This is a genomic window from Microbispora sp. NPDC046973, assembly GCF_040644495.1.
Taxonomy (GTDB): Bacteria; Actinomycetota; Actinomycetes; order Streptosporangiales; family Streptosporangiaceae; genus Microbispora.
The window spans coordinates 1-23,106 of the sequence record NZ_JBEYWQ010000019.1 but is presented as its reverse complement, the minus strand read 5'-3'; the positions used below and the strand labels follow the sequence as shown (position 1 = coordinate 23,106).

The window sequence follows — 23,106 nt, the reverse complement described above, 5'->3', positions numbered from 1 at the left end:
GGCGGGCTAACAGCGGCGTTAACGGTGTCGTTCACGGCCGTGCAACCCGCCGGCGGCCACGCTGACGCACGTGATCAGAAACATCTGCGCCGCCGTCCTGCTGACCGCCGGCACTTTGTCCGCTTCCCTCCCTGCCCCTGCCGCGCAGGCCGCGACCGTACGGGCCACCGCCCTGGAGGCCGCCACCGTACGGAACACCACTGTGCGGGCCACCACGGGCGGCGCGTGTGCCCGGATCACCGCGTCGCCGCCCGAGTCCGCGCCGCCGACGTCGGTGAACACGCTCCGGCAGGCGTACGAGTGCGTGCTGGACAACTACTACAGCGGGCCCGCGCTGGACTCGAAGGTCCTGCTGCGGGACGCCCTCGCCGCGTACACGCAGGAGCTGATGCGTCGCGGGGCCGACGAGGCCGGCCTCCGCCTGCCCGCGCTGACGGGGGACCGCGAAGCCGACTGGGCCGCGTTCGCCGGCATGATCGGCACCGGCGACCCGGACGCGCTGCACGCCGCGATCACCGGCATGGTCGCGGGGCTCCACGACGACCACGCCCGGGTGGAGAAGATCACTCCCCCATCGGAGGACGGACCGGTGGGGACGGGCATCGCCGGTCTGTCGGCCGCGCAGGGCGGGCGACTCGACCCGGCCGCCCGGCCGCCCCTGTTCATCACCCGCGTCCTGCCCCGCAGCCCGGCGGACCAGGCCGGCATCCGGCCCGGCGACATCATCGAGAAGGTCGACGGCGTGCCGGCCTTCATCAGGGACAAGGTGAACCAGAGCCTCGTCGACACGTTCGCCTCCGGCACCGTACGGCTCACGCTGAAGCGGCCCACGACGGGACGCGTGTGGACCGTGAAGCTCACGGAGGGTCCCCTCGAAGAGCCGGAACGGGCGGTGACGTCGAAGACCCTCCCGGGCGGCGTCACCCTTGTCACGGTGCCCGGGTTCTTCCAGGGTGCGGCCGACCAGGTCATCGCCAAACTGAAGGACACCACGAAGGCCGCGGTCATCGACGTGCGCGGCAACGGCGGCGGGTCGCCGCGCGAGGTGACGCGGCTGCTCGGCGCGTTCGCGCACGGCAAGGTCACGAGCTACTTCTGCCCGCTGAAGGGCGACTGCACGGCCAACCGCACCGACGACTCGGTCCCGCTGCTCGGGCTGCGCCTGATCGTGCTCACCGACCGCGCGTGCGCCTCGGCCTGTGAGGACTTCAGCGGGGCGGTGAAGGACAACGGTCTGGGCACTCTCGTGGGGACCCGCACCGCGGGGGCCGTCTCCGGCCCGGCAGAGGCCTACCTCCTCGACGACAACAGTGTGCTGCTGCTGCCCAAGGTCCGGCACCTCGGGCCGGCCCGGGAGATCATCGACACCGTCGGCGTCCCCGTCGACCACTACGCCCCCATGACGGCCCTCGACCTGGCCAAGGGCCGCGACCCCGGCCTCGCCAAGGCGCTGGGTCTCCTCTGACGGCCCTGGATCTCCTCTGAAGTCACCGGGACTCCCACGACGAGGGGCCCGGGGGACGGTGGTCCCCCGGGCCCCTCGGACGCGTGGTTCTGCAGCGCGACGCGTGGTTCTACAGCGTGAGGCCGGTGAGCACCATGACCTTCTCGTAGGTGTAGTCCTCCATGGCCGAGCGCAGCCCCTCGCGGCCCACGCCCGACTCCTTGACCCCGCCGTACGGCATCTGGTCGGCCCGGTAGGACGGCACGTCGCCGATGATGACGCCGCCGACCTCGAGCTCGCGGTTGGCCCGGAAGGCGACGTCCAGGCTGCGGGTGAAGACTCCGGCCTGCAGGCCGTAGCGGGAGTCGTTGACCGCGGCGAACGCCTCGTCGACCGAGGCGACCCGCTGCACGATCATGACGGGCCCGAAGACCTCCTCGCAGGCCACCTTGGCGTCGGCGGGCACGTCGGCGAGCACGGTGGGGGCGATGGTCGCGCCGTCCCTGGTGCCGCCCGCAAGCAGGCGCGCCCCGGCCGAGACGGCCTCGTTGACCCAGCTCTCGACGCGGACCGCGGCGTCCTCGGAGACGAGGGGGCCGACCTGCGTCTTGTCGTCCTCGGGATCGCCGGTCACGAGCGCGCCGACGGCGGCGACGAGCTTGTCGGTGAACGCGTCGGCGACCGCGTCCTCCACGATCACTCGCTGCACCGCGATGCAGCTCTGGCCCGCCTGGTAGTTGGAGAACAGCGCCACGCGGCCGGCCGCCCAGTCGAGGTCGGCGTCGGCCAGCACGACCGCGGCGGCGTTGCCGCCGAGTTCGAGCGTGACGTGCTTGCGCGGCACGCTCTCCATGATCGAGTAGCCGACCGGGCCGGAGCCGGTGAAGGAGATCACCGGCAGCCGCGGGTCCTGCACGAGGGAGGAGGCACGGTCGTTGGGCACCGGCAGCACGGAGAACATGCCCTCCGGCAGGTCGGTCTCGGCCAGGATCTCGCCGAGGACAAGCGCCGACAGCGGGGTCGCGGGCGCGGGCTTGACCACGATGGGCGCGCCCACGGCGATGGCGGGAGCGACCTTGTGGGCCACCAGGTTGAGCGGGAAGTTGAACGGCGTGATCGCCAGCACCGGGCCGTACGGCACACGCGAGACGTAGGCGAGCCGTCCCTGCGCCGCGGGCTCGGTGTCGAGCCGCTGCACCTCGCCGCTGAAGCGGCGGGCCTCCTCGGCGCCGAAGCGGAACGTCGAGATCGCGCGGCCCACCTCACCGCGCGCCCAGAAGATCGGCTTGCCGTTCTCGGCGCTGATCAGGCGGGCGATCTCCTCGGCGCGCTCGGTCAGCCGCCGGGCCACGTGGGCCAGCGCCTCGGCGCGTACGTGGATGGGCAGCGCGGCGGCCTGCTTGCGCACGGCGTCCGCGGCGGCAACGGCCTGCTCGACCTGCTCGGGGGTCGGCACCGAATGGACGCCGACGACCCGGCCGTCGTGGGAATTGGTCACGGCCTGCTCGGCGTCCCCCGTCGCGGGGCGCCCGGCGAGCCAGAAGGGGCGGGGTTCGGAAGTGCGGCCTACGTCCATGTCTTCACGCTATGCCACCTGGTGGGAGCCGGTCGCTACTCCGGACGGGCCAATCACCGTCCCCCGCCGCGCCAGGATGGACAACTTCCCACATGTCACAGATGCGCGGCAATTTCATGATGTTTTCTGTTTCACTGCGGTTTGAAAGCCGAGCGGCATGGTTAAGTCATCATCCGGGTCTGTCGCGGGACCCCCAATATGAGAAGGGCTCGTCGCTGATGGGTACGCCGGCGCCGCTCGGTCTTCAGGGTGCCTACGCACGCGGCCATCGCAGCAACTACGACGAGCTGCGCACCCGTCTCCTCGACGTCGCCAACGACCTGCTCGCCAAGGCCGGGCCGGAGAGCCTCACCGTACGCAGGATCGCCGCCGAGGCCGGCTGCTCCACGCAGGTCATCTACACGATGTTCGGCAGCAAGGAGGGCCTGGCCGAGGCGCTCTATCTGGAGGGCTTCGAGCGGTTCCGGCGCAGGCTGGAGGCCGTGCCGCAGCGCAGCGACCCGCTGGAGCACCTGAGCCTGCTCGGTCCCGCGTACCGGGAGGCGGCGCTGGCCGAGCCCGGCTACTACAGCCTCATGTTCGAGCGGGCCATCCCCGGCTTCGTGCCGAGCGAGCGCGCCCGCACGCTCGCGAGGGCCGCGCTCAACATCGTGGACCGGGTGATCGCCGACTGCATCTCCGCCGGTCACCTCGTGCCCACCCAGCCCCGGAAGATCGCCGACGCGCTGTGGGCCGCGGCTCAGGGCGCGCTCAGCCTGGAACGTGCCGGGCATCTGCCCGACGGCAAGACGTACGAGATCGTCACCGAAGCCGCCATCCGCGCTTTCCTCGCGCACCCCTCGGCCTGACCGACGTCACAGGCACAGCGCGATCCACAGCTCCGCCCGGACCGCGGGGTCGTCCAGATCGCGCCCGAGCAGCTCGCTCACCCGCTTCATCCGGTATCGCAGCGTGTGCCGGTGCACGCCCAGGCGCTGCGCCGCCGCGTCCCAGTGGCCGTTGCTGGCCAGGTAGGCGCGCAGCGACTCGACCAGATCGGCACGCGAGCCGTACTCGCGGAGCGGCGCGAGGATCGCCGCCGCGAACGACGCGGCGGCGGCGGGATCGAGCAGCGACAGCAGCCCGCGCCCGGCGAGTTCACTGAAGCGCGCCACCGGCGAGGCCGAGACGAGTGCCCGCCGCGCCTGGTCGAGGGCCCGGTCGAGTGCGGTGGCGAGGGCTCGGTCGGGGACACGGTCGGCGACCCGGTCCGCGGCCCGATCGGAGATACGGTCGGAGGTGCGGTCGAGCCCCGGGGCGAGATCCCGGCGGGACGCGCCCAGGTCCGCAGCTCCGGCCGCAGGGGGGTCCGCGCGGCTTTCCGTGCGCCTTTCCGTGCGACCGTCCATGCGGCCGTCCGCACGGCTCTCGGAACGGGCGATCTCCACACCGGGCGCGCTGACGCCCACCCGGCCGTGCCGCGCGGCCAGCGCGACGACCTCGTCGGCGTGCGGGTCGGGGGCCAGCACGACGAGCAGCCCCTCCCAGGGCGCGGTGAACGTCCCCCTGCCTGCGAAGTCGCCGCGCGGGCCGGGGGCCGCTCCGGCCAGGGCCTCGGTCAGCGCCTCCGGATCGGGGGTGTCGCAGGCGAGGACCGTGACCGGTTCCCCCGGCAGCCGCATGCCCAGGGCCGCCAGCGCCTCCGCGGCCGCCCACGCCTCACCGGCGAGCAGCAGCCGGAGCACCGCCGACCGCACCTGCGCCGCCGCCGACCGCTGCTCCCTGCCCTGCTCCAGCGCCAGCGTCAGCAGGGATCCGGCCGCGTTGACGATCGTGTGCGCGATGGGCGAGAACGGCCGCGGCGACCCCACCGCGAAGAACCCCCTCCGGCCGAGCGGCTGGACCACGACGTGCTCGTCCGGGGTGGACAGGGCGAGGCTCGCCAGGGACGGCGCGCCGCGCAGCCGGGCGATCTCGGGCTCCAGCGACCGGGCCGTCTCCCGCGCCCAGTCCCCCGCCGCGCCGCGCTTGTCGCCTGGAGCGGCCTGCTTGTCACCCGGAGCGGCCTGCTTGCCGGCGGCGCGGCGGCCGGTCGCGTCGGCGGCGTGCCGCACGGCGCCCGCGGGGTCGAGCAGCAGCGCCCAGCCGCCGATCTCCCGGGCCAGCCGGTCCACCACGGCCACCGGCCCCTCCCGCTGGAGTGCGGCGCGGGTGAGCCTGCCCTGCGCGGCGAAGGCCCGGCTGATCTCCTCGTACTGCTCCCCCGCGAGCAGGTCGCTGACGGCCTTGCCGATCGCGATGAAGGGCGTGTCCCTCGGCACCTCGACCAGCGGCAGCCCGGCGGCCTCGGCCGCCTCGCGGAAGGCGGGCGGCACCGCCTCGTGGCTCAGCCCCACCCCGAACCCCAGCCCGGTGACGCCCCGGGCCACGAGCCGGGAGACGTACGGCACGGCGTCGCCGGCGGACAGCCGCATGCCGGTCGTGAGCACCAGCTCGCCGCCCTCGAGGAACGGCGTGGGGTCCTCCAGCTCGCTCACCGCGACCCAGCGGACGGGGCGGTCGAGCCCGTGCCGCCCGGCGAGAACCTCCAGGTGGAGCGGTACGATCGCGGTGATCCGGCGCAGCGTGGGTGCCACTGCTCTTCCCCCCGAACAGCCGGCTTGTCCTTACCGGCCAAAAGTACGCCTACATTCTGACATAGCGGCATATCGGCTGGTGGAGGCGGCGGCCGTACCGTCGGAGATATGAGCACTGCCACCACGCACGGCGGCCCGCAGCTCCCGCAGGAGCGCCGCCTCGTCACCGAGATCCCCGGCCCGCGGTCGCGCGAGCTGTTCGCGCGCAAGCAGTCCGCCGTGCCTCCGGGCATCGGCACCACGCTGCCCGTCTTCGTGACTCACGCGGGCGGCGGTGTGATCGTCGACGCGGACGGCAACTCCCTGATCGACTTCGGCTCCGGCATCGCCGTGACCAACGTCGGCAACGCCGCCCCCCGGGTCGTCGAGCGCGTACAGAAGCAGGTCGCCGACTTCACCCACACCTGTTTCATGGTCGCCCCGTACGAGTCGTACGTCGCGGTGTGCGAGAAGCTCAACGAGCTCACGCCCGGCGACCACGAGAAGCGGACGTTCCTGGTCAACAGCGGCGCGGAGGCCGTCGAGAACGCGGTGAAGGTCGCCCGGCACGCCACCGGGCGGCAGGCGGTCGTCGTCTTCGACCACGGCTACCACGGCCGGACGCTGCTGACGATGACGCTGACGGCCAAGAGCATGCCGTACAAGCACGGGTTCGGGCCGTTCGCGCCCGAGGTCTACCGGGTGCCGCTCGCCTATCCGTTCCGCTGGCCGACCGGCCCGGACAACTGCGCCGAGGAGGCCGCGGCCCAGGCGATCGACATGATCAACAAGCAGATCGGCGCGGAGAACGTCGCGGCGGTGCTCATCGAGCCGATCGCGGGCGAGGGCGGCTTCATCGAGCCGGCCCGCGGCTTCCTGCCGAAGATCGTCGAGTTCTGCCGCGCCAACGGCATCGTCTTCATCGCCGACGAGGTGCAGACGGGCTTCGCCCGCACCGGCCACATGTTCGCCTGCGAGGACGAGGGCATCGTCCCGGACATCATCACCACCGCCAAGGGCATCGCCGGCGGCCTTCCGCTGGCGGCCGTGACCGGCAGGGCCGACCTGCTCGACCACGTCCACAGCGGCGGCCTCGGCGGCACGTACGGCGGCAACCCGCTCGCCTGTGAGGCGGCCCTGGGCGTGCTGGAGACCATCGAGCAGGACAAGCTCGTCGAGCGCGCCCGGCACATCGGCGAGATCATGCTGCCCCGGCTGCGCGCCATCCAGGAGCACAACCCTATCGTCGGGGACGTGCGCGGGCGCGGCGCGATGATCGCCGTCGAGCTCGTGGTCCCGGGGACCAAGGAGCCCTACCCGGCCGCCGAGATCGCGCGCAGGTGCCACGAGCAGGGCCTGCTCGTGCTCACCGCCGGAACGTACGGCAACGTGCTGCGCTTCCTGCCGCCACTGGTGATTCCGGACCACCTGCTCGAGGAGGGTCTCTCGATTCTGCAGAAGGCGCTCAACGCGGGCTAGACCGTTTGAACAACACCAAAAGGGGCACCCGGTCTGTTCCGAGGTGTCCCTTTTGTTGTTGTACGGCTTGCGTTATGCCTCGATTTAACCATCGCTTGGCCCGACTCGCGCCGATCACGAAGGGTAACCGCGTTATAACGGTTCCGATAGGCGATCGAGGGGGGACTTTGATGGGCTGGAACCCGAACGGCGCCGAGCGGCTCATGCTGACGTTCGACCCTGCCGGCCTCACCAGCACGCAGCGCGACGGCGACGCCTGCGTCGTCTGCCACAAGAAGTGGCCCCGCCCCCGGGTCAAGGTCGGCATGCTGCCCGACAACGCCCCCGTCCACGCCTGCGACGACTGCGCCGAGGCCCTGCTGCCCGCCCCCGAGGGCAAGGTGCCGCTGCCCCGCCGGTCCCGGGCGGCCATGTCCTGACGACCCGTTTCCCCCCGACCCACCTCTGCGCGGTCGACGCCGCGCCACCTCGGCGCGGTCGACGCCGCGCCACCTCCGCCGTTCCGCCCCGGTCCACCTCGGCGCCATGGGCGCCGCCCCCATCCAAGCGCGCCTGTCGGGTTGCTCCCGTTTTCGGGCCTTCCCTACCGAGATCACCGCGCCCAATAATGCGCAATGTGGACAAACTGCGCGGCGCGCCGCCGCTGACTCTGGCCGCGCTTGCCGCGGGATCGGCCGCGATCCACTTCGGCGTGATGCCCGATCACTTCGCCACCTCCGCCGGGCACGGCGTGCTGTTCGCCGTCGCGGGATGCCTGCAACTGGCCTGGGCGGCGGCCCTGCTCCTCCGTCCCACGCAGGCGGTGCTGCTGACCGGAGGGTTCGCCGACCTCGCCCTCGTCGTGATCTGGCTGGTCGGCAGGACGGCCGGGCTCCCTCTCGGCCCTGACGCGTGGACCCCCGACCCCGGAGGCGCCCCCGAGGCGCTGGCGGCGCTCCTGGAGACGGTGCTCGCGGCGGCCGCGCCGGTCCTCGTCGCATACGCGTCGGTCACGGACGACGAGGGCGCCGGCACCCGCCGACGCATGCGCACCGGCGGGAGTCCGTCGGCCGGACGGGCGGGCGCGGCCCTGGTCGCCGGCCCGGTCGCCTGCCTGGTCGCCGCCGCGGTCTGCGCCAGCTTCACCTCCTGGGGCACCGCGGCCTTCGACGGCATCCTGGTCGCGCGACCCGCCACGACCTCGCCGGGGCCGCTCGCGGGACATCACCACCACGGCCCGGCGCAGCCCCCGGCCCCAGCGGCGGCCACAGCGGCGGCCCCAGCGGCGGCCGCGGGGCCGCTCGCCCCGGGCACGGGCGTGGTGGCTGCCGACACCGCGACGAGCGCGGCGGATGCGCTGGCGGCGGCGGTGCGGCGGGAGACCGCCGGCCGCCTGCCGACGGCGGCGGACGCGGAGCGGGCGGGCTACCGGGTCTGGACCGACGACGGCGGCGTCCAGCAGCTCGCCAACCCCGCACTGCTTCAGGACGGCCTGGTCCTCGACCCGGCGCAGCCCGAGGTGCTGGTCTACCACGGCGGGAAGACCCTGCTGGGTGCGGTGTTCGTCATGCCGCCGGGCGCCCGGGGCCCGGCGATCGGCCCGCTCACGCCGTGGCACTCCCACACCTGCCCCCTCTGCGACCCGCCCAGGGAGACCGACATGCTGCACGTGTGGCTGGTCGACTATCCGGGCGGCGGGTTCGCCGACATCTCGGGACCGGCCCTCCAGGCCGCGGTCGCGAAGCTTCCCCCGGCCTCGTGACGTCCTCAGGTCGCCAGATCCTCCAGATGGGCGGCGAGCACGGCGCTCATGCGCTCGGGCGGCATGGACTCCGGCCGGGCCAGGACGTGGACGGTCAGACCGTCGATGAGGGCGTGTAGCCGCGCCGCCTCGAACGCGGCGTCCCGACGGGCGGCGAGCTCCCCCTCCTCGGCGAGCGCACGGACGGCCAGGGTCGCCGCCTCCCCCACGCCGTCGTCCGCGCGGCGCAACCAGTCGGTGGCGGCGGGGTCACCCTGGGCGCGCGCGGTCAGCTGCAGCCAGACCTCGGCCTCCGCGCGCCGCTCCGCGTCCATGGGCAGCAGCTCCTCCAGCAGGCGGCGTACGGCGACGCGGACGGGGCCCTGGAAGTCGGTGGTCTCGATACGCGCGCGCACCCGCGTGATGACGTGCTCCATCGCGAAGGCGAGCAGCTCCGCCTGGGTCGAGAAGTAGTGCCGCAACGCGCTCGGTGACCAGCCGGCCTCCGCCGCGATGCTGCGCACGGTGGCGGCGCCCACGCCGTCGCGGCGCACGACCCGCCACAACGCCTCGGCGATCTCCTCCCGCCGCACCCGATGGTCCACGATCTTCGGCACAGCGCTCCTCCAACCACGCATCCGCCCGATTTTTATAGCACGATGTATGAGAAAGGTTTGTAGCACGCCGTGCGAAAAAGGAGCCGGGATGCTGTTCGGACTGATCGTCGCCTGCGAGGTCGCGTTCTGGGTGCTGCTGGGCGCGGGGCTCGCCGTGCGTTACCTTCTGCGCAGGCGACGGCTCGGCGGCCTGCTGCTGCTCGCCGTCCCCCTGGTGGACCTGGTCCTCCTCGTGGCGAGCGTGGCCGACCTCCGCGGCGGAGGCAGGGCGGAGTTCACCCACGGGCTGGCCGCGGCCTACCTGGGGTTCACCGTCGCCTTCGGGCACGACATGGTGCGGTGGGCCGACGTCAGGTTCGCCCACCGCTACGCCGGGGGGCCACCGCCGGACCGGCGCAAGCGTTACGGCAGGGAACGGGCCCGGTACGAGTGGCGCGCCTGGGGCAAGGGGATGATCGGCTGGGCGGTCGCCTGCGGCCTGCTGCTGGCGGGCGTCGTGGTCATCGGCGACCTCGAACGCGGGGCGGCGCTCCTGGCGTGGGCCGGTCGCCTGACGTTCGCCATGGTGGTCTGGCTGGTGTTCTGGCCGCTCGCCTGCACCCTCTTCCCCACCCGCCCGCCGGTGGATGCCCGCCCACCCCGCGATGCCCGCGACCCCCACCACGACCGGGTGCCGCACGGCGCCCGCGAACAGAACTGAGCGCCGACCCGCTCCCCGCGCGGCAGGACACGGCGCGGCTCAGGACAGGATGCGGCTCAGGACACGGCGCGGCTCAGGACACGATGCGGGACCAGCGCTCCACCCACTTGTCGTACTCCTTGGGACGCACCGCGAAGTAGACGCCCCGGAACGCCCGGGAGGTGCCGGCGCCGTAGTCCGCGCAGATCCGGCGGGCCGCGCCGGTGCACCCCTCGGGGTTGGCCGGGGCGAGACCCATCCAGGCGGACACCTTGCGCTGCACCTCGGCCGACGTCGTGAAGTCGAGCCACTTGTACGCGCACGAGGGGTGGGGGGCCTGGGCCGACATCATCCACGCGTCGGCCCATCCGGTCACCGGCCGGTCCGGCAGCGCCCTGACCGGCTTGTGCCCCCGCCTGAGCACGTCCAAGTGGTACGGCGTGGCCTGCGCGAGCCGTACGGACCCGGTCGCGAAGCCCTGGACGACCTCGACAGGGTCACGCCAGAAGACACGGCGGCCGTCCTCGCGGGACGTGAACAGCTCGGCGGCGGCGTCGAGCTGGGCGTCGGTGAGGTCGAACGGGTCCTTGATGTCCGCGCCGGCGTCCGTGCCCTGGGCCTTGAGCACCAGCGCGGCGTCGGCCAGCGACAGCGGACGGTCCCGGAGCATCACGGGCCCCTTGTCCCTGAACAGCGACTCCGGGCCGTCGGGGCTGACCTTGCCGGCGTCGTAGAGGATCTCGTTGGTCGCCCACACGTACGGCACGCCGTACACCCGCTCGTCCCGGGTCACCGACGGCAGCGTGCGCAGCCGCTTGGGAATCTTGTCGTAGCCGTCCAGCAGAGCGGTGTTGAGCGGCGCGGCCTTGCCCTCGTCCATCAGCCGGCCGCCCACCTCGGGCGTCGCGGAGACGACGTCGAACGACGACGGCGGGAAGTCGCCCGGCTTCTCCTCCTGGCGCGGGTCGTAGTAGCGCAGGCTGACCTTGCAGCCCGTCTCCTTCTCGAACGTGCCGACCCACTTGACCTTGGGATCGACGCCGCCCCACTCGGCGTACCCGTCGATCGCGACCACGGTGAGCGTTCCCTCGCCCGGCCCGAGGGACGCGACGGGAGTGGGTGTGGGGCCGGCCGAGGAGGGGGAGGACGGGCTGTGGCCGGCGCCGCCGGAGGCCGTCGCCGCCGCGGCCGCCGAGGCGCCCGGCGTGGCCACCTCCGTCGCGGGCGCGGGCCGGCCGGCGCAGGCGGCGGCGAGCAGTCCCACGGCGGCGACCGTCGCGACCAGGTGTGTACGGCGCACGCACGACCCCCATGACAAAAGACGGACGCCCCGAGCCTACTGGCCCGTCCCCGTTCCCCGGGAACGGCTCGCACGCCCGGCAAGGGCGGCCCAAGGCGCCGCCGGACCCGCGGCCGGGGAAGACGCCGGACCGCGCCCAGGGCGATCCGGGCGCGGTCCGGGGTGCGATCTCAGGCGTTGGTCGGGAAGCCCAGGTTCACGCCGCCGTGGGAGGGATCGAGCCACCGCGAGGTGACGACCTTGCCCCGGGTGTAGAAGTGGACTCCCTCGGTGCCGTGCACGTGGGTGTCGCCGAACAGCGAGGCCTTCCAGCCGCCGAAGCTGTAGAAGGCCATCGGCACCGGGATCGGCACGTTGACGCCGATCATGCCGACCTCGACCTCGTTCTGGAAGCGCCGGGCCGCGCCGCCGTCGTTGGTGAAGATCGCCGTGCCGTTGCCGTACTCGCCGGTGTTGATGAGCTCCAGGCCCTCCTCGTATGAGCGGACGCGCACGATCGACAGCACCGGGCCGAAGATCTCCTCGCGGTGGACGCGGGAGTTCGGCGGCACGTGGTCGAGGACGGTCGGGCCGAGCCAGAAGCCGTTCCCCCGGCCGCCGCGCACCGGGGTCTCCCGGCCGTCGACCACGAGCTTGGCCCCCTCCTCGACGCCGAGGTCGAGGTAGGACGCCACCTTGTCGCGGTGGGCGGCGGTCACCAGCGGACCCATCTGCGATTCGGGGTCCGTTCCGGGGCCGATCTGGAGGTCGCGCACCCGCGACACGATCTTCTCGACCAGCTCGTCGCCGATCGGGTCGACCGCGAGCACCACGGAGATCGCCATGCACCGCTCCCCCGCCGAGCCGAAGCCCGCCGAGACGGCCGAGTCGGCGACGAGGTCGAGGTCGGCGTCGGGCAGCACGAGCATGTGGTTCTTGGCCCCGCCGAGCGCCTGCACCCGCTTGCCGTGGGCCGTGCCGGTCTCGTACACATACCGGGCGATCGGCGTGGAGCCGACGAACGACACGGCCCGTACGGCCGGGTGCTCGAGCAGCCGGTCCACCGCCGTCTTGTCGCCCTGGACCACGTTGAACACGCCGTCCGGAAGCCCGGCCCGCTGCCACAGCTCGGCGAGCAGCAGGGACGCGGAGGGGTCGCGCTCGGAGGGCTTGAGCACGAACGTGTTCCCGCAGGCGATCGCCACCGGGAACATCCACATCGGGACCATCGCCGGGAAGTTGAACGGGGTGATGCCCGCCACCACGCCGAGCGGCTGGCGGATGGAGTAGGAGTCGACCCGGGTCGAGACGTTCTCCGAGTAGCCGCCCTTGAGCAGGTGGGGGATGCCGCAGGCGAACTCCACGACCTCCAGGCCGCGGGCCACCTCGCCCAGCGCGTCGGAGTGCACCTTGCCGTGCTCGGCCGTGATCAGCGCGGCCACGTCGTCGCGGTGCGCGTCGAGCAGCTCGCGGAACCGGAACAGGATCTGGGTGCGCTTGGTGAGCGAGGCGTCGCGCCAGGCGGGGAAGGCCCGGGCAGCCGCCTCCACCGCGGCGTCGACCTCCTCGACCGAGGCCAGCGACACCCGACCGCTCACCTCGCCGGTCGCCGGGTCGAACAGGTCGGCCGTGCGGCCGTCCTCGCCCGTCCGGGCGCCGCCGATCCAGTGGTTAACGTGCTTCATCGTTGACGGCCTCCAGAGCGGTGACGAGGATGCCCAGGCCCTCACGGGCCTCGTCCTCGGTGAGCGTGAGCGGCGGAGCCATGCGCAGCGTGCTGCCGTACAGGCCGCCCTTGCCGGCGAGCAGGCCGAGCCTCTTGGTCTCCTCCATGAAGCGGGCGGCCAGCGCGGGAGCGGGCGCGCCGGTGGCGGGGTCGACCAGCTCGATCGCGAACATCAGGCCCTTGCCCCGCACGTCGCCCACGACGGGCAGCCGCTCGGCGGCCTCGCGCAGCCCGGAGACGATGATCTCGCCGGTGCGCGCCGCGTTGGCCTGCAGGTCGTGGTCGAGCACGTAGTCGAGCGTCGCGTTGGCCGCCGCCATCGAGATCGGGTTGCCGCCGAAGGTGGACAGCCCCACGGCGTGCGGGCCGTCCATGAGGTCGCCGCGCGCCACGATGCCGCCGACCGCGAAGCCGTTGCCGAGCCCCTTGGCGAAGGTCATCATGTCGGGCGTCACGCCGTGGTTCTGGATCCCGAAGAACGCCGAGCCCGTACGGCCCCAGCCGGTCTGCACCTCGTCGGAGATAAGCAGGATGCCCTCCTCGTCGAGGACCTCCTTGTACGCCGCGAACAGCCCGTCGGGGGCCATGGTGAAGCCGCCCACGCCCTGGATCGGCTCGGCGATCAGCGCGGCGACGTCCTTGGAGACGGCCGTGGCGAGCACATGGCGCAGGTCGTCCACGCAGGCGGCGATGTAGTCGGCGTCCGACATGCCGCGGAACTGCGCGAGGTGGCGGTCGGCGCCGTGCAGGAAGTGCACGTTGAGCGGCGACAGCGAGTTGTTCTTCCACGACCGGTTGGAGGTCACGCTGATCGCGCCGAACGACCGGCCGTGGTAGCTCTGCCGCATGGCGAGCACCTGGTCGGACCCCCGCGCGTAGGTGGCCAGCAGCAGGGCCGTCTCGTTGGCCTCGGTGCCGGAGTTGGTGAAGAAGACCTTGGCGTCCGGGATGCCCGACAGGCGGGCGATCTTCTCGGCCAGCTCGACCTGGCTGCGGATCAGATACAGCGTCGAGGTGTGGACGACGCCGGTGGCGAGCTGGCGCTCGACGGCCTCCCGCACCTCGGGCACGTCGTACCCGATCATGTTGGTCAGGATCCCGGCGAAGAAGTCCAGATAGCTCTTCCCGTTCGCGTCGACGACGCGGTTCCCCTTGCCGCCGACGATTTCGATGGGCTCGTTGTAATAGAGGGCCATCCAGTTCGGCATGACCGCGCGATGGCGTGCGAGAAGGTCCGACATGCTCCGAGTATCCCGGCTGGCGGGTGACCGACTCACCCGTCAGCCTGTCTGGGATACCGCGAATTTGGCTTACACAGTGCTGGGCGCCGCGGGCTCCTGGGCGGGAGCGGTCCCGGCGGCCTTCCGGCGCAGGACCAGCAGCGCGACCAGGGCCGCCGCGAGCGAGCAGCCCGCACCCACCCACGAGCCGACGGACATCGCCGACACGAACGCGTCGCGTCCGGCGGCGGCCACGGCGGGGTCGCCCAGGCTCACCGCGACGCCGATCGACTCGCGCGCCGCCGGCGGCGCCGACTCCGGCATCGCCGCGGTGTACGCCCCCGCGAGCACGCTGCCGAGGACGGCCACGCTCAGCGCCATGCCGACCTGCTGCACGGTGTCGTTGAGCGCGGAGCCGACCCCGGCGCGCTCGGGCGGCACCGCGCCCATCAGCGTGGCGTACGCCGCGGGACCGGCCAGGCCGCCGCCCACCCCCATGACCATCAGGCCGGCGATCAGCGTGCCGTACCCGCCGGTGAGCGTGGACAGCAGCACGAACCCGGCGGCCATGACGACCAGGCCCGAGACGATGAGCACCCGGTTGCTCACCTTCTTGCCCAGCGCGGCTCCCAGACCGTTGAAGACCATCGCCGCCACCACATACGGCAGCAGGGCGAAGCCGGCCTTCAGAGGGTCGTAGCCCAGGACGAACTGCAGATACTGCGTGAGGGCCAGCATCAGCGCCCCCGCGCCGAACGACAGCAGCACGATGGAGAAGCACGCGCCGCTGAACGAACGGTCCCTGAACAGGCCGAGCGGCAGCATCGGGTGGGGGTTGCGGCGCTCCCACAGCACGAACGCCACCAGGGCGGCCGCCGAGACCGCCACCGCCAGGGGGTTGAAGTGCCCGCCGGGCGCCGAGATGACAGCCCAGACCAGTCCGCCCATTCCGGCCGTGGACAGAATCACCCCGAGCGGGTCGGCGCGCCGCGTCTCGCCGTACGTCTCCGGCATGAGCGCGAAGGCCGCGACGATCGCCAGCACCGCGATCGGCACGTTGAGCAGGAAGACCGAGCCCCAGTAGTAGTGCTGGAGCAGGAACCCGCCGAGCGTCGGACCGGCGATGACGCCGACCATGGCGACCGAGCTCCACGCGGCGATCGCCTTGCGCCGCTCGCTCTCGTCGAACACGGTGATCAGGATCGACAGGGTCGACGGCATCACGCAGGAGCCGCCGACGCCCATCAGCGCGCGGGCCGCGATGAGCTGCCAGGGCTCGGTGGCGAGCGTGGCCGCCAGCGACGCCCCTCCGAAGAAGGCCAGGCCGATCACGAGCATCCGCCGCCTGCCGAACCGGTCCGACAGGCTGCCCGCCGTGAGCAGCAGGCCCGCGAAGACCAGGACGTACGCGTCGATGACCCACTGCACGTCGGACGGCGTGGCGCCGAGGTCGCGCATGAGCGACGGGATCGCCAGGTTGAGGACGGTGTTGTCCACGACCAGGGTCAACAGGCTCAGACAGAGGACGCCGAGGATCCACCAGCGTCGGGGATGGGACATGAAGGTCACCTCGAACAGTGTGCGAGTAGTATCGGACACTGTACGACTCAATCGAACACTGTGCGAGCGAATATTGTGAGGCCGTGTCAGCGAAGCCGTTCTCCTCGGTCTGGACCCGCGAGCGCAAGGGAGGGCGCGAGCAGGGCCTCAGCCGCGACCAGATCGTCCGGGCGGCCGTGGAGCTGCTCGACGCCGAGGGCCTCGACGCGCTCAGCATGCGCAAGCTGGGCGCCCGGCTCGGCGCCGGGGCGACCAGCCTCTACTGGCACGTCGCCAACAAGGACGAGCTGATCGAGCTCGTGATGGACGAGGTCTACGCGACCGTCGTGCTGCCCGAGGCCGCCGACTGGCGGGAGGCGGCGAGGGTCTTCGCCTACGCCATGCGCCAGGCGGTCTTCGACCACCCGTGGAGCGCGAGCCTCATCGGCGTGGTCCCCGCGCTCGGGCCGAACGCGCTCACCGCGTCCGACCGGCTGATGGGCGCCTTCGTCCGCGCGGGGTTCGAGGGCATCGACGTGGACTACGCCATGACGGCCGTCGTGTCGTACACGCTGGGAGCCACGATCCCCGAGGTCGCCTTCCTCAGCTCGCTGGAGGCGACGGGCAAGAGCATGACGGAGCTGCAGGCCGCGGTGGACCCGGTCGTGATGAAGCTGGCGGCCGACCGGCCCAACCTGCTGGAGCGCTACCGGTCCTACGCGGGCCAGGACTACGACCCCCTCGTGGCCCGCCGGCTCGCCTTCGAGTTCGGGCTGACGGCCCTCCTCGACGGTCTCGGCACGCGACTGCGCTGAGGCCGCCATACCCCCTCACACTGTTAGCTACTGGGGGGTCATCCTTACATTATGATCAGGTAGCCTCTGAGCATGCTCCCCACGGTCGCCGACGTGCTCGCGCTGGACACCGTCCGGCGTGGCAGCCCCCGGGTGGTGGCGGGCGGCGACCGGCTGGACACCCGGGTCCGGTGGGTCCACGTGGGCGAGGTCCACGACATCGCCCACCTGTTACGCGGCGGCGAGCTGGTCCTCACGACCGGGGTGGCGCTGCCGAGCGAGCCCGACAAGCTGGCCGACTACATCTGCGAACTCGCCGCCGTCGGCGCCTCGGGGCTGATCGTGGAGCTCGGCCGGCGGTTCGTCCGCGAGCTGCCGAGGGCGGTGGTCAAGGCGGCGGAGGAGCACGGGCTGCCGCTGATCACGCTCGCCCGCGAGACGCCCTTCGTCCAGATCACCGAGTCGGTCCACGCGCGCATCATCGACATCCAGCTCCAGGAGCTGCGGGCCTCGGAGCAGCTGCACGAGGTGTTCACCGAGCTGTCGGTCGAGGGCGCGTCCCCGGCCGAGGTGCTCAACCAGGTCGCCCGCTTCTCCGGCCGCCCGGTGCTGCTGGAGAACCTGGCCCACCAGGTCCTGGCGTGCGACCCGGCGGGGGGCGACACCGGGAGCCTGCTGGCCAACTGGGAGGCGAGGTCGCGCGCGGTCATGCCGGCCGAGCGGACCGCCTACGACGCCGCCGCCGGGTGGCTGGTGACCATGGTCGGCGCCCGCGGCCAGGACTGGGGCCGGCTCATCCTGCTGTGCGACGGCCAGCCCAGCCCCCGCGACACCGTGCTCGCCGAGCGCGCGGCGACCACGCTCGCGCTGAGCCGCCTGCTGGAGCGGCACCAGGAGTCCCTGGAGCGGCAGGCGCACGGGACCATACTGACCGGCATCCTCACCCACGCGTACGCCGACCCCGACGAGGCGGCCGCCCGCGCCCGCGCCGTCGGTGTCCCGCTCACCGGCCGCAGGCTCGTCAGCGCCGTCATCCGGCTGACCGCATCCGTGGGCACCGCGCTCGGCGAGCAGGCCAGGCTGGGCGAGCTCGCCGAGGCCGGCGCCGCCGCCTGCCGCGAGGCCAAGCTGCCCGCCCTGGTCGGGGCGCTGGACCAGAGCCGCGTAGGAGTGCTGCTGCCGCTGCCGCCCCGCATGGCCGCCGAGACCGCACTCGGCGCGCTGGCCGAGCGCCTGCGGGCCGGCTTCGCCACGCCGTTCGTGCTCGCGGCCGGATCGGTCGTGGAGTCCATCAAGGACGTACGGCGCAGCTTTCTCGAGGCCGAGCAGGTGGCGGAGGTCGCGGTGCGCCAGCCCGACGGGCGGCCCTTCTATCGCCTGCCCGACCTGCGGCTGCGCGGTCTGCTGCACCTGCTGCGCGACGACGCCCGGCTGCAGACCTTCGCGGAGCGCGAGCTGGGGGCCCTGCTGGCCTACGACGCCCAGCGGCACGGCGACCTGACCAGGATCCTGCGCATCTATCTCGACGCGGGACGCAACAAGGCGGTGGCCGCGCAGAAGGCCCACCTGTCCCGGCCCGCGTTCTACGACCGCCTGCGGCGACTGGAGCGGGTCCTCGACACCGACCTCGACGACGTCGAGTCGTGCCTGTCGCTGCACGTCGCGCTGCTGGCTCTGGAGACCTTCCGCCGCGAGACCACCTGATCGAGAAGGGACTGTCGTTGAGAGCACGGGATTTCGGCATCGTCATCGGCACCGGAACGCCCGGCGGGCACAACGCGATCACCGACGTCCCGGGGGTGAGGGTCGGGCACACCACGCTGATCAGCGGGAGCGGCCCGCGAGTGGTCGGCGAGGGCCCGGTGCGCACCGGCGTCACCGTGGTCGTCCCGCACGACGGCTCGGCCTTCGACGAGCCCCTCTACGCGGGGCTGCACTGGCTCAACGGCAACGGCGAGATCACCGGGATGGCGTTCCTCCAGGACTTCGGGCTGCTCGCCTCGCCGATCGGGCTGACGAACACGGGCTCGGTGGGCGTGGTCCGCGACGCGCTCGTCGAGATCGAGGTCGGCTCGCTCGGCAAGGGCCGGCAGGCGTGGTCGCTGCCCGTCGTCGCCGAGACCTGGGACGGCATGCTCAACGACATCGACGGACAGCATGTGAAGGCCGCCCACGTCCGGGAGGCGTACGAGAAGGCCGCGGGCGGGCCGGTCGCGGAGGGCGCGGTCGGCGGCGGCACCGGCATGATCTGCCACGGTTTCAAGGGCGGCATCGGCACGGCCTCCCGTGTGGTGGACGGCTACACGGTGGGCGTGCTCGTCCAGGCCAACCACGGACGGCGGGACCGGCTGACGGTCAACGGCGTGAACGTGGGCAGGAGCCTGCCGGCCTCGGCGCTGTCCAACGAGGAGGCGGGGTCGATCATCGGGATCGTCGCCACCGACGCTCCCCTGCTGCCGCACCAGTGCCGCAGGGTGGCGCAGCGCGCCGGACTCGGCGTGGCGCGCACGGGAGGCGCCGGGGAGAACTCCAGCGGCGACGGTTTCCTGTGTTTCTCGACGGGCAACAGGAACCTGCCGGCCAACGCCCTCGACGCGGCTCCTCCGCGGACGTTCCAGGTCACGGTGCTCGCGGACGAATACCTCGATCCGATCTTCTACGCGGTCATCGAGGCGACCGAGGAGGCCGTCGTCAACGCGCTCGTCGCGGCCGAGACGATGACCGGAGCAGATGATTTGACCGTTACAGGGCTCGATGGGCGGCTTCTCGCGGAGATGCTGACACCCGGAACGTAGGTATGTCGTCCCGGGTGTAAGTCCTATCGCACCTGACTACTTTTCGTATACTCGCGCTCACGGGGTGAATCGTGCTTACCTCGAAACGTGCCCACGATGAGCGAACCCCAAATCAGCCCGACTGTCGTGGTACGGGCCCTGTCCGCACGTTTCCCCAAATGGACCATCTGGTGGGGCCAGGCCACCGCGCACTACTGGGGCATGTCCCGGCGACGCGACGGGTTGCTCGTCCACATCGAGGCCCGGTCCGCACAGGAGTTCGTCCAGCGGGCCCGGGAGATCGACGCTAGGACTTCCTGAGATTTATGCGCTTATGTCCCCAACGCCCGATTTCTCGTTGGGGAATTTCATGCTCTTTGGCGCGTTTCCGTCGTCTCCGTACGTGATTGTCGCCACGATGGTCCCGCAAGGATCACCAATGGGGAGTAATCGCATGAGACGCCGCCTTGTCGTCGGGGCCGCCGTACTGGCCCTGACGACGACCATCCCTTCGGCCCCGGCCGCCGCAGAGTCCGTCGCCGGGCTGCCGACGACGAACTTCCCCCTCGGCGAGCCCGGGATCCCGAAGTCGGCGGCCAAGAGCCTGGCCCCCGGAGTCAGCTACTTCACCCTGCGCCACGGCACGCCCCAGGACGGGTACACGGTCAGCGTCGTCGTCAAGGGCAAGGACTTCATGTCCGAGGGCAACGCGCAGGCCCAGGCGACGGCCGTGCAGATGGCCGGCCTCGAGCCCGTCATCGTGAAGTTCACCCGGCCCGCCGTAGCGGACCACCCCGCCGGCGACTACTTCATGGTCCGGGTGGGCAGCTGGCCGCTCGACCGGAAGGCCGAGGCCGCCGAGGTCGTCAAGCAGCTCAAGGACGCCGGGGTGAGCGCGAAGGTCGACTTCCAGGGCGACGACGGCTTCGTCACCACCGGCCCGTGGAGCGTGCGCGTCATCGTCGTCGACCCGCGTACGTTCCGCGGCTCCTACCAGGCCTCGCTGGGCACGAGCGTCGCCAAGCGGGAGAAGGTCTCGGCCATGGCCTCCGCGGCCAAGGCGCTCGTCGCCGTGAACGGCGGCTTCTTCGACATCCACACGCTGCCCGCCTTCCGCGGCGACCCCACCGGCATCTCCGTGGTCGGCGGCAAGCTGCTCAGCGAGGCCGTCGCCGGCCGTGTTGGCCTGGTCCTCCGGGGCCGTACGGCCCGCGTCACCGAGTTGTCGTCCTCGGTCGCCGCCCTTGCGGCCGACGGGACCACGGCCGAGGTGACCGGCCTCAACCGGGTGCCGAAGCCGGACGAGCTGGTCATGTACACCGAGGAGCTGGGGCGGGACACCCCGCAGGACGACGGGACCGAGGTGGTCCTCGACGCCTCCGGCAGGGTGACCGGCGTCCGCGCGTCCGGCGGTCCCGTGACGCCCGGCACGCGTGTGCTGCACGGCGTCGGAGCCGCCGCCGACTGGCTGGCACAGCACGCGGGCGAGGGCACGACCGTCACGGTCACGACCCGGGTCACCGACCTGCGGACGAACAAGGCGATCCCGCTGACCCCGGAGACCAACATCATCGGCGGCGCGATCGGCCTGGTCCGGAACGGCAGGACCTCCATCACCGCGGCGCGGGACGGCATGGCCAACACCAACATGATCCTGCGGCGCCACCCGCGCACGCTCGCCGGCGTCACCCGCAACGGCAAGCTGGTCATCGCGGTCGTCGACGGCCGTGCGCCGGGCAGCACGATCGGCGCGTCGTTCTTCGAGGCGGCCGAGCTCATGCGCTGGCTCGGCGCGCGCGACGCGATCAACCTCGACGGCGGCGGGTCGACCACCATGGTCATCGGGAGGAAGGTGGTCAACCGTCCGTCCGACGGCACCGAGCGGGGAGTCGGCGACGCCCTGTTGATCGTCGGCGCGCGCTGAGCCTGCTCACGCGCCGCCTCACGCCGAAGACGCCGCCAGCAGACGAGCGATCGTCTCGTCGTCGCAGGTGTCCCAGAACGTCCCGACCGTGTCTTCGAGGTGGTCGAACGAGGCCGCCTCGAAGAGCACCTCCTGATACTTCGTGATGTCGTAGTGGGTGGTCCCCATCGCGGCGAGGTCGAGCGGGCGGACGTCCATCCCGCGGAACTCCTCGATCTCGCCGTACGAGCTGAGGATCCCCGCACCGTACGCCCTGAGTTCGCCGTCCTCCCGCATGACGCCGAACTCCAGGGTGAACCAGAACACCTTGGACACGAACTCCAGCGCCTCGTCGGTCTCCACGCGGCGCGCCGCCCGGCCCGCGGCCCGGTACAGCGCGGCGAAGCGGGGCGAGGCCAAGGTGTTCGCGTGCCCGATCACCTCGTGGATGACGTCGGGCTCGGGGGTGTAGAAGGGCACGGAATGGTGCCGGATGTACTGGGTGGAGTGGAACAGGCCGTCCGCCAGGACGCCGTAGAACTCACGGAGCGGGACCAGCCCCGCCGCCGGCAGGTAGCGGAACCCGGTCAGCGGTTCGAGAAGGTCGCCGACCTCCTGGAGCTGGGGAATGCGGTCCTCGGGCAGGCCGAGCCGCTTGGTCGCGTCGAGGAACTCCCGCACGGCGTACTTCTGGTGCTTGACCGCCAGTTCCTTGGTGACGAGCGCCCACACGTGGTGCTCCTCGTCGCTGTACTCGGCCGTCGGAATGGGGTCACCGGGGGTGTGACCGAGCGCCAGCGCCGCGATCGCATTGCGCCGCCGGCGGTAGACGGCGTCCGCGAAACCGGGGTGGCTCGTGGCCAACTCGACGACGACGGATCCGTCATCCTTCGTCGCCACCGGAGCGAAATACTGCGCTTCTTCGAACATACTCCCATATGACAGCAAGTAACCGTTCCGCTGGCAAGAGTGACCAGTTGAGATGTGCAAAACGCTCAAATCAGCGCGATTGTGGGTGGTTGCACTGGTCGATTCGCTCACTCGAGGCGTACCCTCGGCGCATGCTCGACGCGCTCGACAGCCGCCTGCTGACCACCATGCGGGCCAATCCCCGGATCGGGCTCACCGAACTGGCCCGCCTGCTCGGCGTGGCCCGGGGCACCGTCCAGGCACGACTCGACAAGCTCACCGCGCGCGGCGTCATCAGCGACTTCGGCCCGACGGTCACGGCAGAGCAGATCGGCTATCCCATCCTCGCCTTCGCGTCCCTGCAGATCGCCCAGGGACGGCTGACCGAGGCCGTGCAGTGGCTGGCCGACGTGCCGGAGATCCTCGAGGTGTACGGCACCAGCGGCCAGGCCGACCTGCTGTGCCGCGTGGTCGCGCGCAGCACCCCGCACCTCCAGGAGATCATCGCCCGGATCCTCGCCTCGCCCGCCATCCAGCGGACCGACACGACGATCGCCCTTTCGACCCAGATCTCCTTCCGTATCGAACCCCTGCTGCAGGCCGCGGTCACACCGCCCACGCCGTGACGACCGTGGTCAGCCGGCCCCTGGACATGCGAAAGCCCCGGCCAACCACAACCGGGGCACACCCCACCAACAACACACCCGGGAAAACCCCCCGGGAAAACCCCCCGGAAACGCGGAAGGGCCACCCCAAACCGGGGTGGCCCTCCCAACAAAGATTGTCCGGCGGCGTCCTACTCTCCCACACCGTCCCCGGTGCAGTACCATCGGCGCTGACAGGCTTAACTTCC

At 71.9% G+C, this 23,106-nt stretch carries 20 protein-coding genes; 12 read left to right on the top strand and 8 right to left on the bottom strand.

Annotated features, from left to right (window positions below):
* Positions 1-70 precede the first annotated feature (70 nt).
* Complete coding sequence (locus ABZ860_RS29145) at positions 71-1,465, top strand: S41 family peptidase (RefSeq protein ID WP_357225973.1); 1,395 nt, start codon at positions 71-73, stop codon at positions 1,463-1,465.
* A 109-nt stretch (positions 1,466-1,574) separates the two neighbouring features.
* On the opposite strand, the gene ABZ860_RS29140 is transcribed toward ABZ860_RS29145, so the two are convergent.
* Positions 1,575-3,020 (bottom strand): aldehyde dehydrogenase family protein, encoded by a 1,446-nt coding sequence (locus ABZ860_RS29140; protein WP_357225970.1) that lies wholly within the window; start codon positions 3,018-3,020, stop codon positions 1,575-1,577.
* 218 nt (positions 3,021-3,238) lie between these two features.
* Between ABZ860_RS29140 and ABZ860_RS29135 the strand changes: the two genes are divergently transcribed.
* Positions 3,239-3,868, top strand: coding sequence for a TetR/AcrR family transcriptional regulator (locus ABZ860_RS29135; RefSeq protein WP_357225968.1), 630 nt, complete (start codon positions 3,239-3,241; stop codon positions 3,866-3,868).
* Positions 3,869-3,874: 6 nt separating this feature from the next.
* Here the strand turns inward: ABZ860_RS29135 and ABZ860_RS29130 are convergent, their stop codons facing one another.
* Entirely contained in the window at positions 3,875-5,635 is a 1,761-nt protein-coding gene (locus ABZ860_RS29130; protein ID WP_357225966.1) for a PucR family transcriptional regulator, read from the bottom strand.
* A 108-nt stretch (positions 5,636-5,743) separates the two neighbouring features.
* Here ABZ860_RS29130 and gabT point away from each other — a divergent pair, with 108 nt between their 5' ends.
* From gabT to ABZ860_RS29115, 3 genes are all read left to right on the top strand, one after another.
* Positions 5,744-7,093 carry a 4-aminobutyrate--2-oxoglutarate transaminase gene (gene gabT / locus ABZ860_RS29125; protein WP_357225963.1) on the top strand — a complete coding sequence of 450 codons (1,350 nt, stop codon included), beginning with the start codon at positions 5,744-5,746 and terminating at the stop codon, positions 7,091-7,093.
* 170 nt (positions 7,094-7,263) lie between these two features.
* Positions 7,264-7,512, top strand: a complete 249-nt coding sequence (locus ABZ860_RS29120) for a hypothetical protein (protein ID WP_357225961.1) — start codon at positions 7,264-7,266, stop codon at positions 7,510-7,512.
* 197 nt (positions 7,513-7,709) lie between these two features.
* Positions 7,710-8,834, top strand: a complete 1,125-nt coding sequence (locus ABZ860_RS29115; RefSeq protein WP_357225960.1) for a hypothetical protein — start codon at positions 7,710-7,712, stop codon at positions 8,832-8,834.
* A 5-nt stretch (positions 8,835-8,839) separates the two neighbouring features.
* Here the strand turns inward: ABZ860_RS29115 and ABZ860_RS29110 are convergent, their stop codons facing one another.
* Entirely contained in the window at positions 8,840-9,430 is a 591-nt protein-coding gene (locus tag ABZ860_RS29110; protein ID WP_357225958.1) for a TetR/AcrR family transcriptional regulator, read from the bottom strand.
* Positions 9,431-9,518: 88 nt separating this feature from the next.
* Here ABZ860_RS29110 and ABZ860_RS29105 point away from each other — a divergent pair, with 88 nt between their 5' ends.
* Positions 9,519-10,130: a hypothetical protein gene (locus ABZ860_RS29105; RefSeq protein WP_357225956.1), complete on the top strand. Its 612-nt coding sequence runs from the start codon at positions 9,519-9,521 to the stop codon at positions 10,128-10,130.
* Between the two features lie 73 nt (positions 10,131-10,203).
* On the opposite strand, the gene ABZ860_RS29100 is transcribed toward ABZ860_RS29105, so the two are convergent.
* The 4 genes from ABZ860_RS29100 to ABZ860_RS29085 all read right to left on the bottom strand — a co-directional run bounded on the left by ABZ860_RS29100 (position 10,204) and on the right by ABZ860_RS29085 (position 15,894).
* Positions 10,204-11,409 carry an extracellular solute-binding protein gene (locus ABZ860_RS29100; protein WP_357225953.1) on the bottom strand — a complete coding sequence of 402 codons (1,206 nt, stop codon included), beginning with the start codon at positions 11,407-11,409 and terminating at the stop codon, positions 10,204-10,206.
* Positions 11,410-11,579: 170 nt separating this feature from the next.
* Positions 11,580-13,073 (bottom strand): CoA-acylating methylmalonate-semialdehyde dehydrogenase, encoded by a 1,494-nt coding sequence (locus tag ABZ860_RS29095; protein ID WP_357225952.1) that lies wholly within the window; start codon positions 13,071-13,073, stop codon positions 11,580-11,582.
* Complete coding sequence (locus tag ABZ860_RS29090) at positions 13,060-14,355, bottom strand: aspartate aminotransferase family protein (RefSeq protein WP_357225949.1); 1,296 nt, start codon at positions 14,353-14,355, stop codon at positions 13,060-13,062. Before ABZ860_RS29090 ends, ABZ860_RS29095 begins: the two co-directional genes overlap by 14 nt.
* Positions 14,356-14,424: 69 nt before the next feature.
* A complete protein-coding gene (locus ABZ860_RS29085) occupies positions 14,425-15,894 on the bottom strand; it encodes an MFS transporter (protein WP_357225948.1) in 1,470 nt (489 codons plus the stop codon).
* Positions 15,895-15,977: 83 nt separating this feature from the next.
* Here ABZ860_RS29085 and ABZ860_RS29080 point away from each other — a divergent pair, with 83 nt between their 5' ends.
* From ABZ860_RS29080 to ABZ860_RS29060, 5 genes are all read left to right on the top strand, one after another.
* Entirely contained in the window at positions 15,978-16,688 is a 711-nt protein-coding gene (locus ABZ860_RS29080; RefSeq protein WP_357225945.1) for a TetR/AcrR family transcriptional regulator C-terminal domain-containing protein, read from the top strand.
* Between the two features lie 72 nt (positions 16,689-16,760).
* Positions 16,761-18,371: a PucR family transcriptional regulator ligand-binding domain-containing protein gene (locus tag ABZ860_RS29075; RefSeq protein ID WP_357225943.1), complete on the top strand. Its 1,611-nt coding sequence runs from the start codon at positions 16,761-16,763 to the stop codon at positions 18,369-18,371.
* 17 nt (positions 18,372-18,388) lie between these two features.
* Complete coding sequence (locus ABZ860_RS29070; RefSeq protein ID WP_357225941.1) at positions 18,389-19,462, top strand: P1 family peptidase; 1,074 nt, start codon at positions 18,389-18,391, stop codon at positions 19,460-19,462.
* A gap of 96 nt (positions 19,463-19,558) precedes the next feature.
* The gene (locus ABZ860_RS29065; RefSeq protein WP_357225938.1) at positions 19,559-19,762 is read left to right on the top strand and encodes a hypothetical protein; all 204 of its coding nucleotides are present in this window, start codon (positions 19,559-19,561) and stop codon (positions 19,760-19,762) included.
* A gap of 133 nt (positions 19,763-19,895) precedes the next feature.
* Positions 19,896-21,365 (top strand): phosphodiester glycosidase family protein, encoded by a 1,470-nt coding sequence (locus ABZ860_RS29060; protein ID WP_357225936.1) that lies wholly within the window; start codon positions 19,896-19,898, stop codon positions 21,363-21,365.
* A gap of 18 nt (positions 21,366-21,383) precedes the next feature.
* On the opposite strand, the gene ABZ860_RS29055 is transcribed toward ABZ860_RS29060, so the two are convergent.
* A complete protein-coding gene (locus ABZ860_RS29055; protein ID WP_357225934.1) occupies positions 21,384-22,244 on the bottom strand; it encodes a phenylalanine 4-monooxygenase in 861 nt (286 codons plus the stop codon).
* Between the two features lie 161 nt (positions 22,245-22,405).
* Between ABZ860_RS29055 and ABZ860_RS29050 the strand changes: the two genes are divergently transcribed.
* Positions 22,406-22,879 (top strand): Lrp/AsnC family transcriptional regulator, encoded by a 474-nt coding sequence (locus ABZ860_RS29050; RefSeq protein WP_357225931.1) that lies wholly within the window; start codon positions 22,406-22,408, stop codon positions 22,877-22,879.
* Positions 22,880-23,106 lie beyond the last annotated feature (227 nt).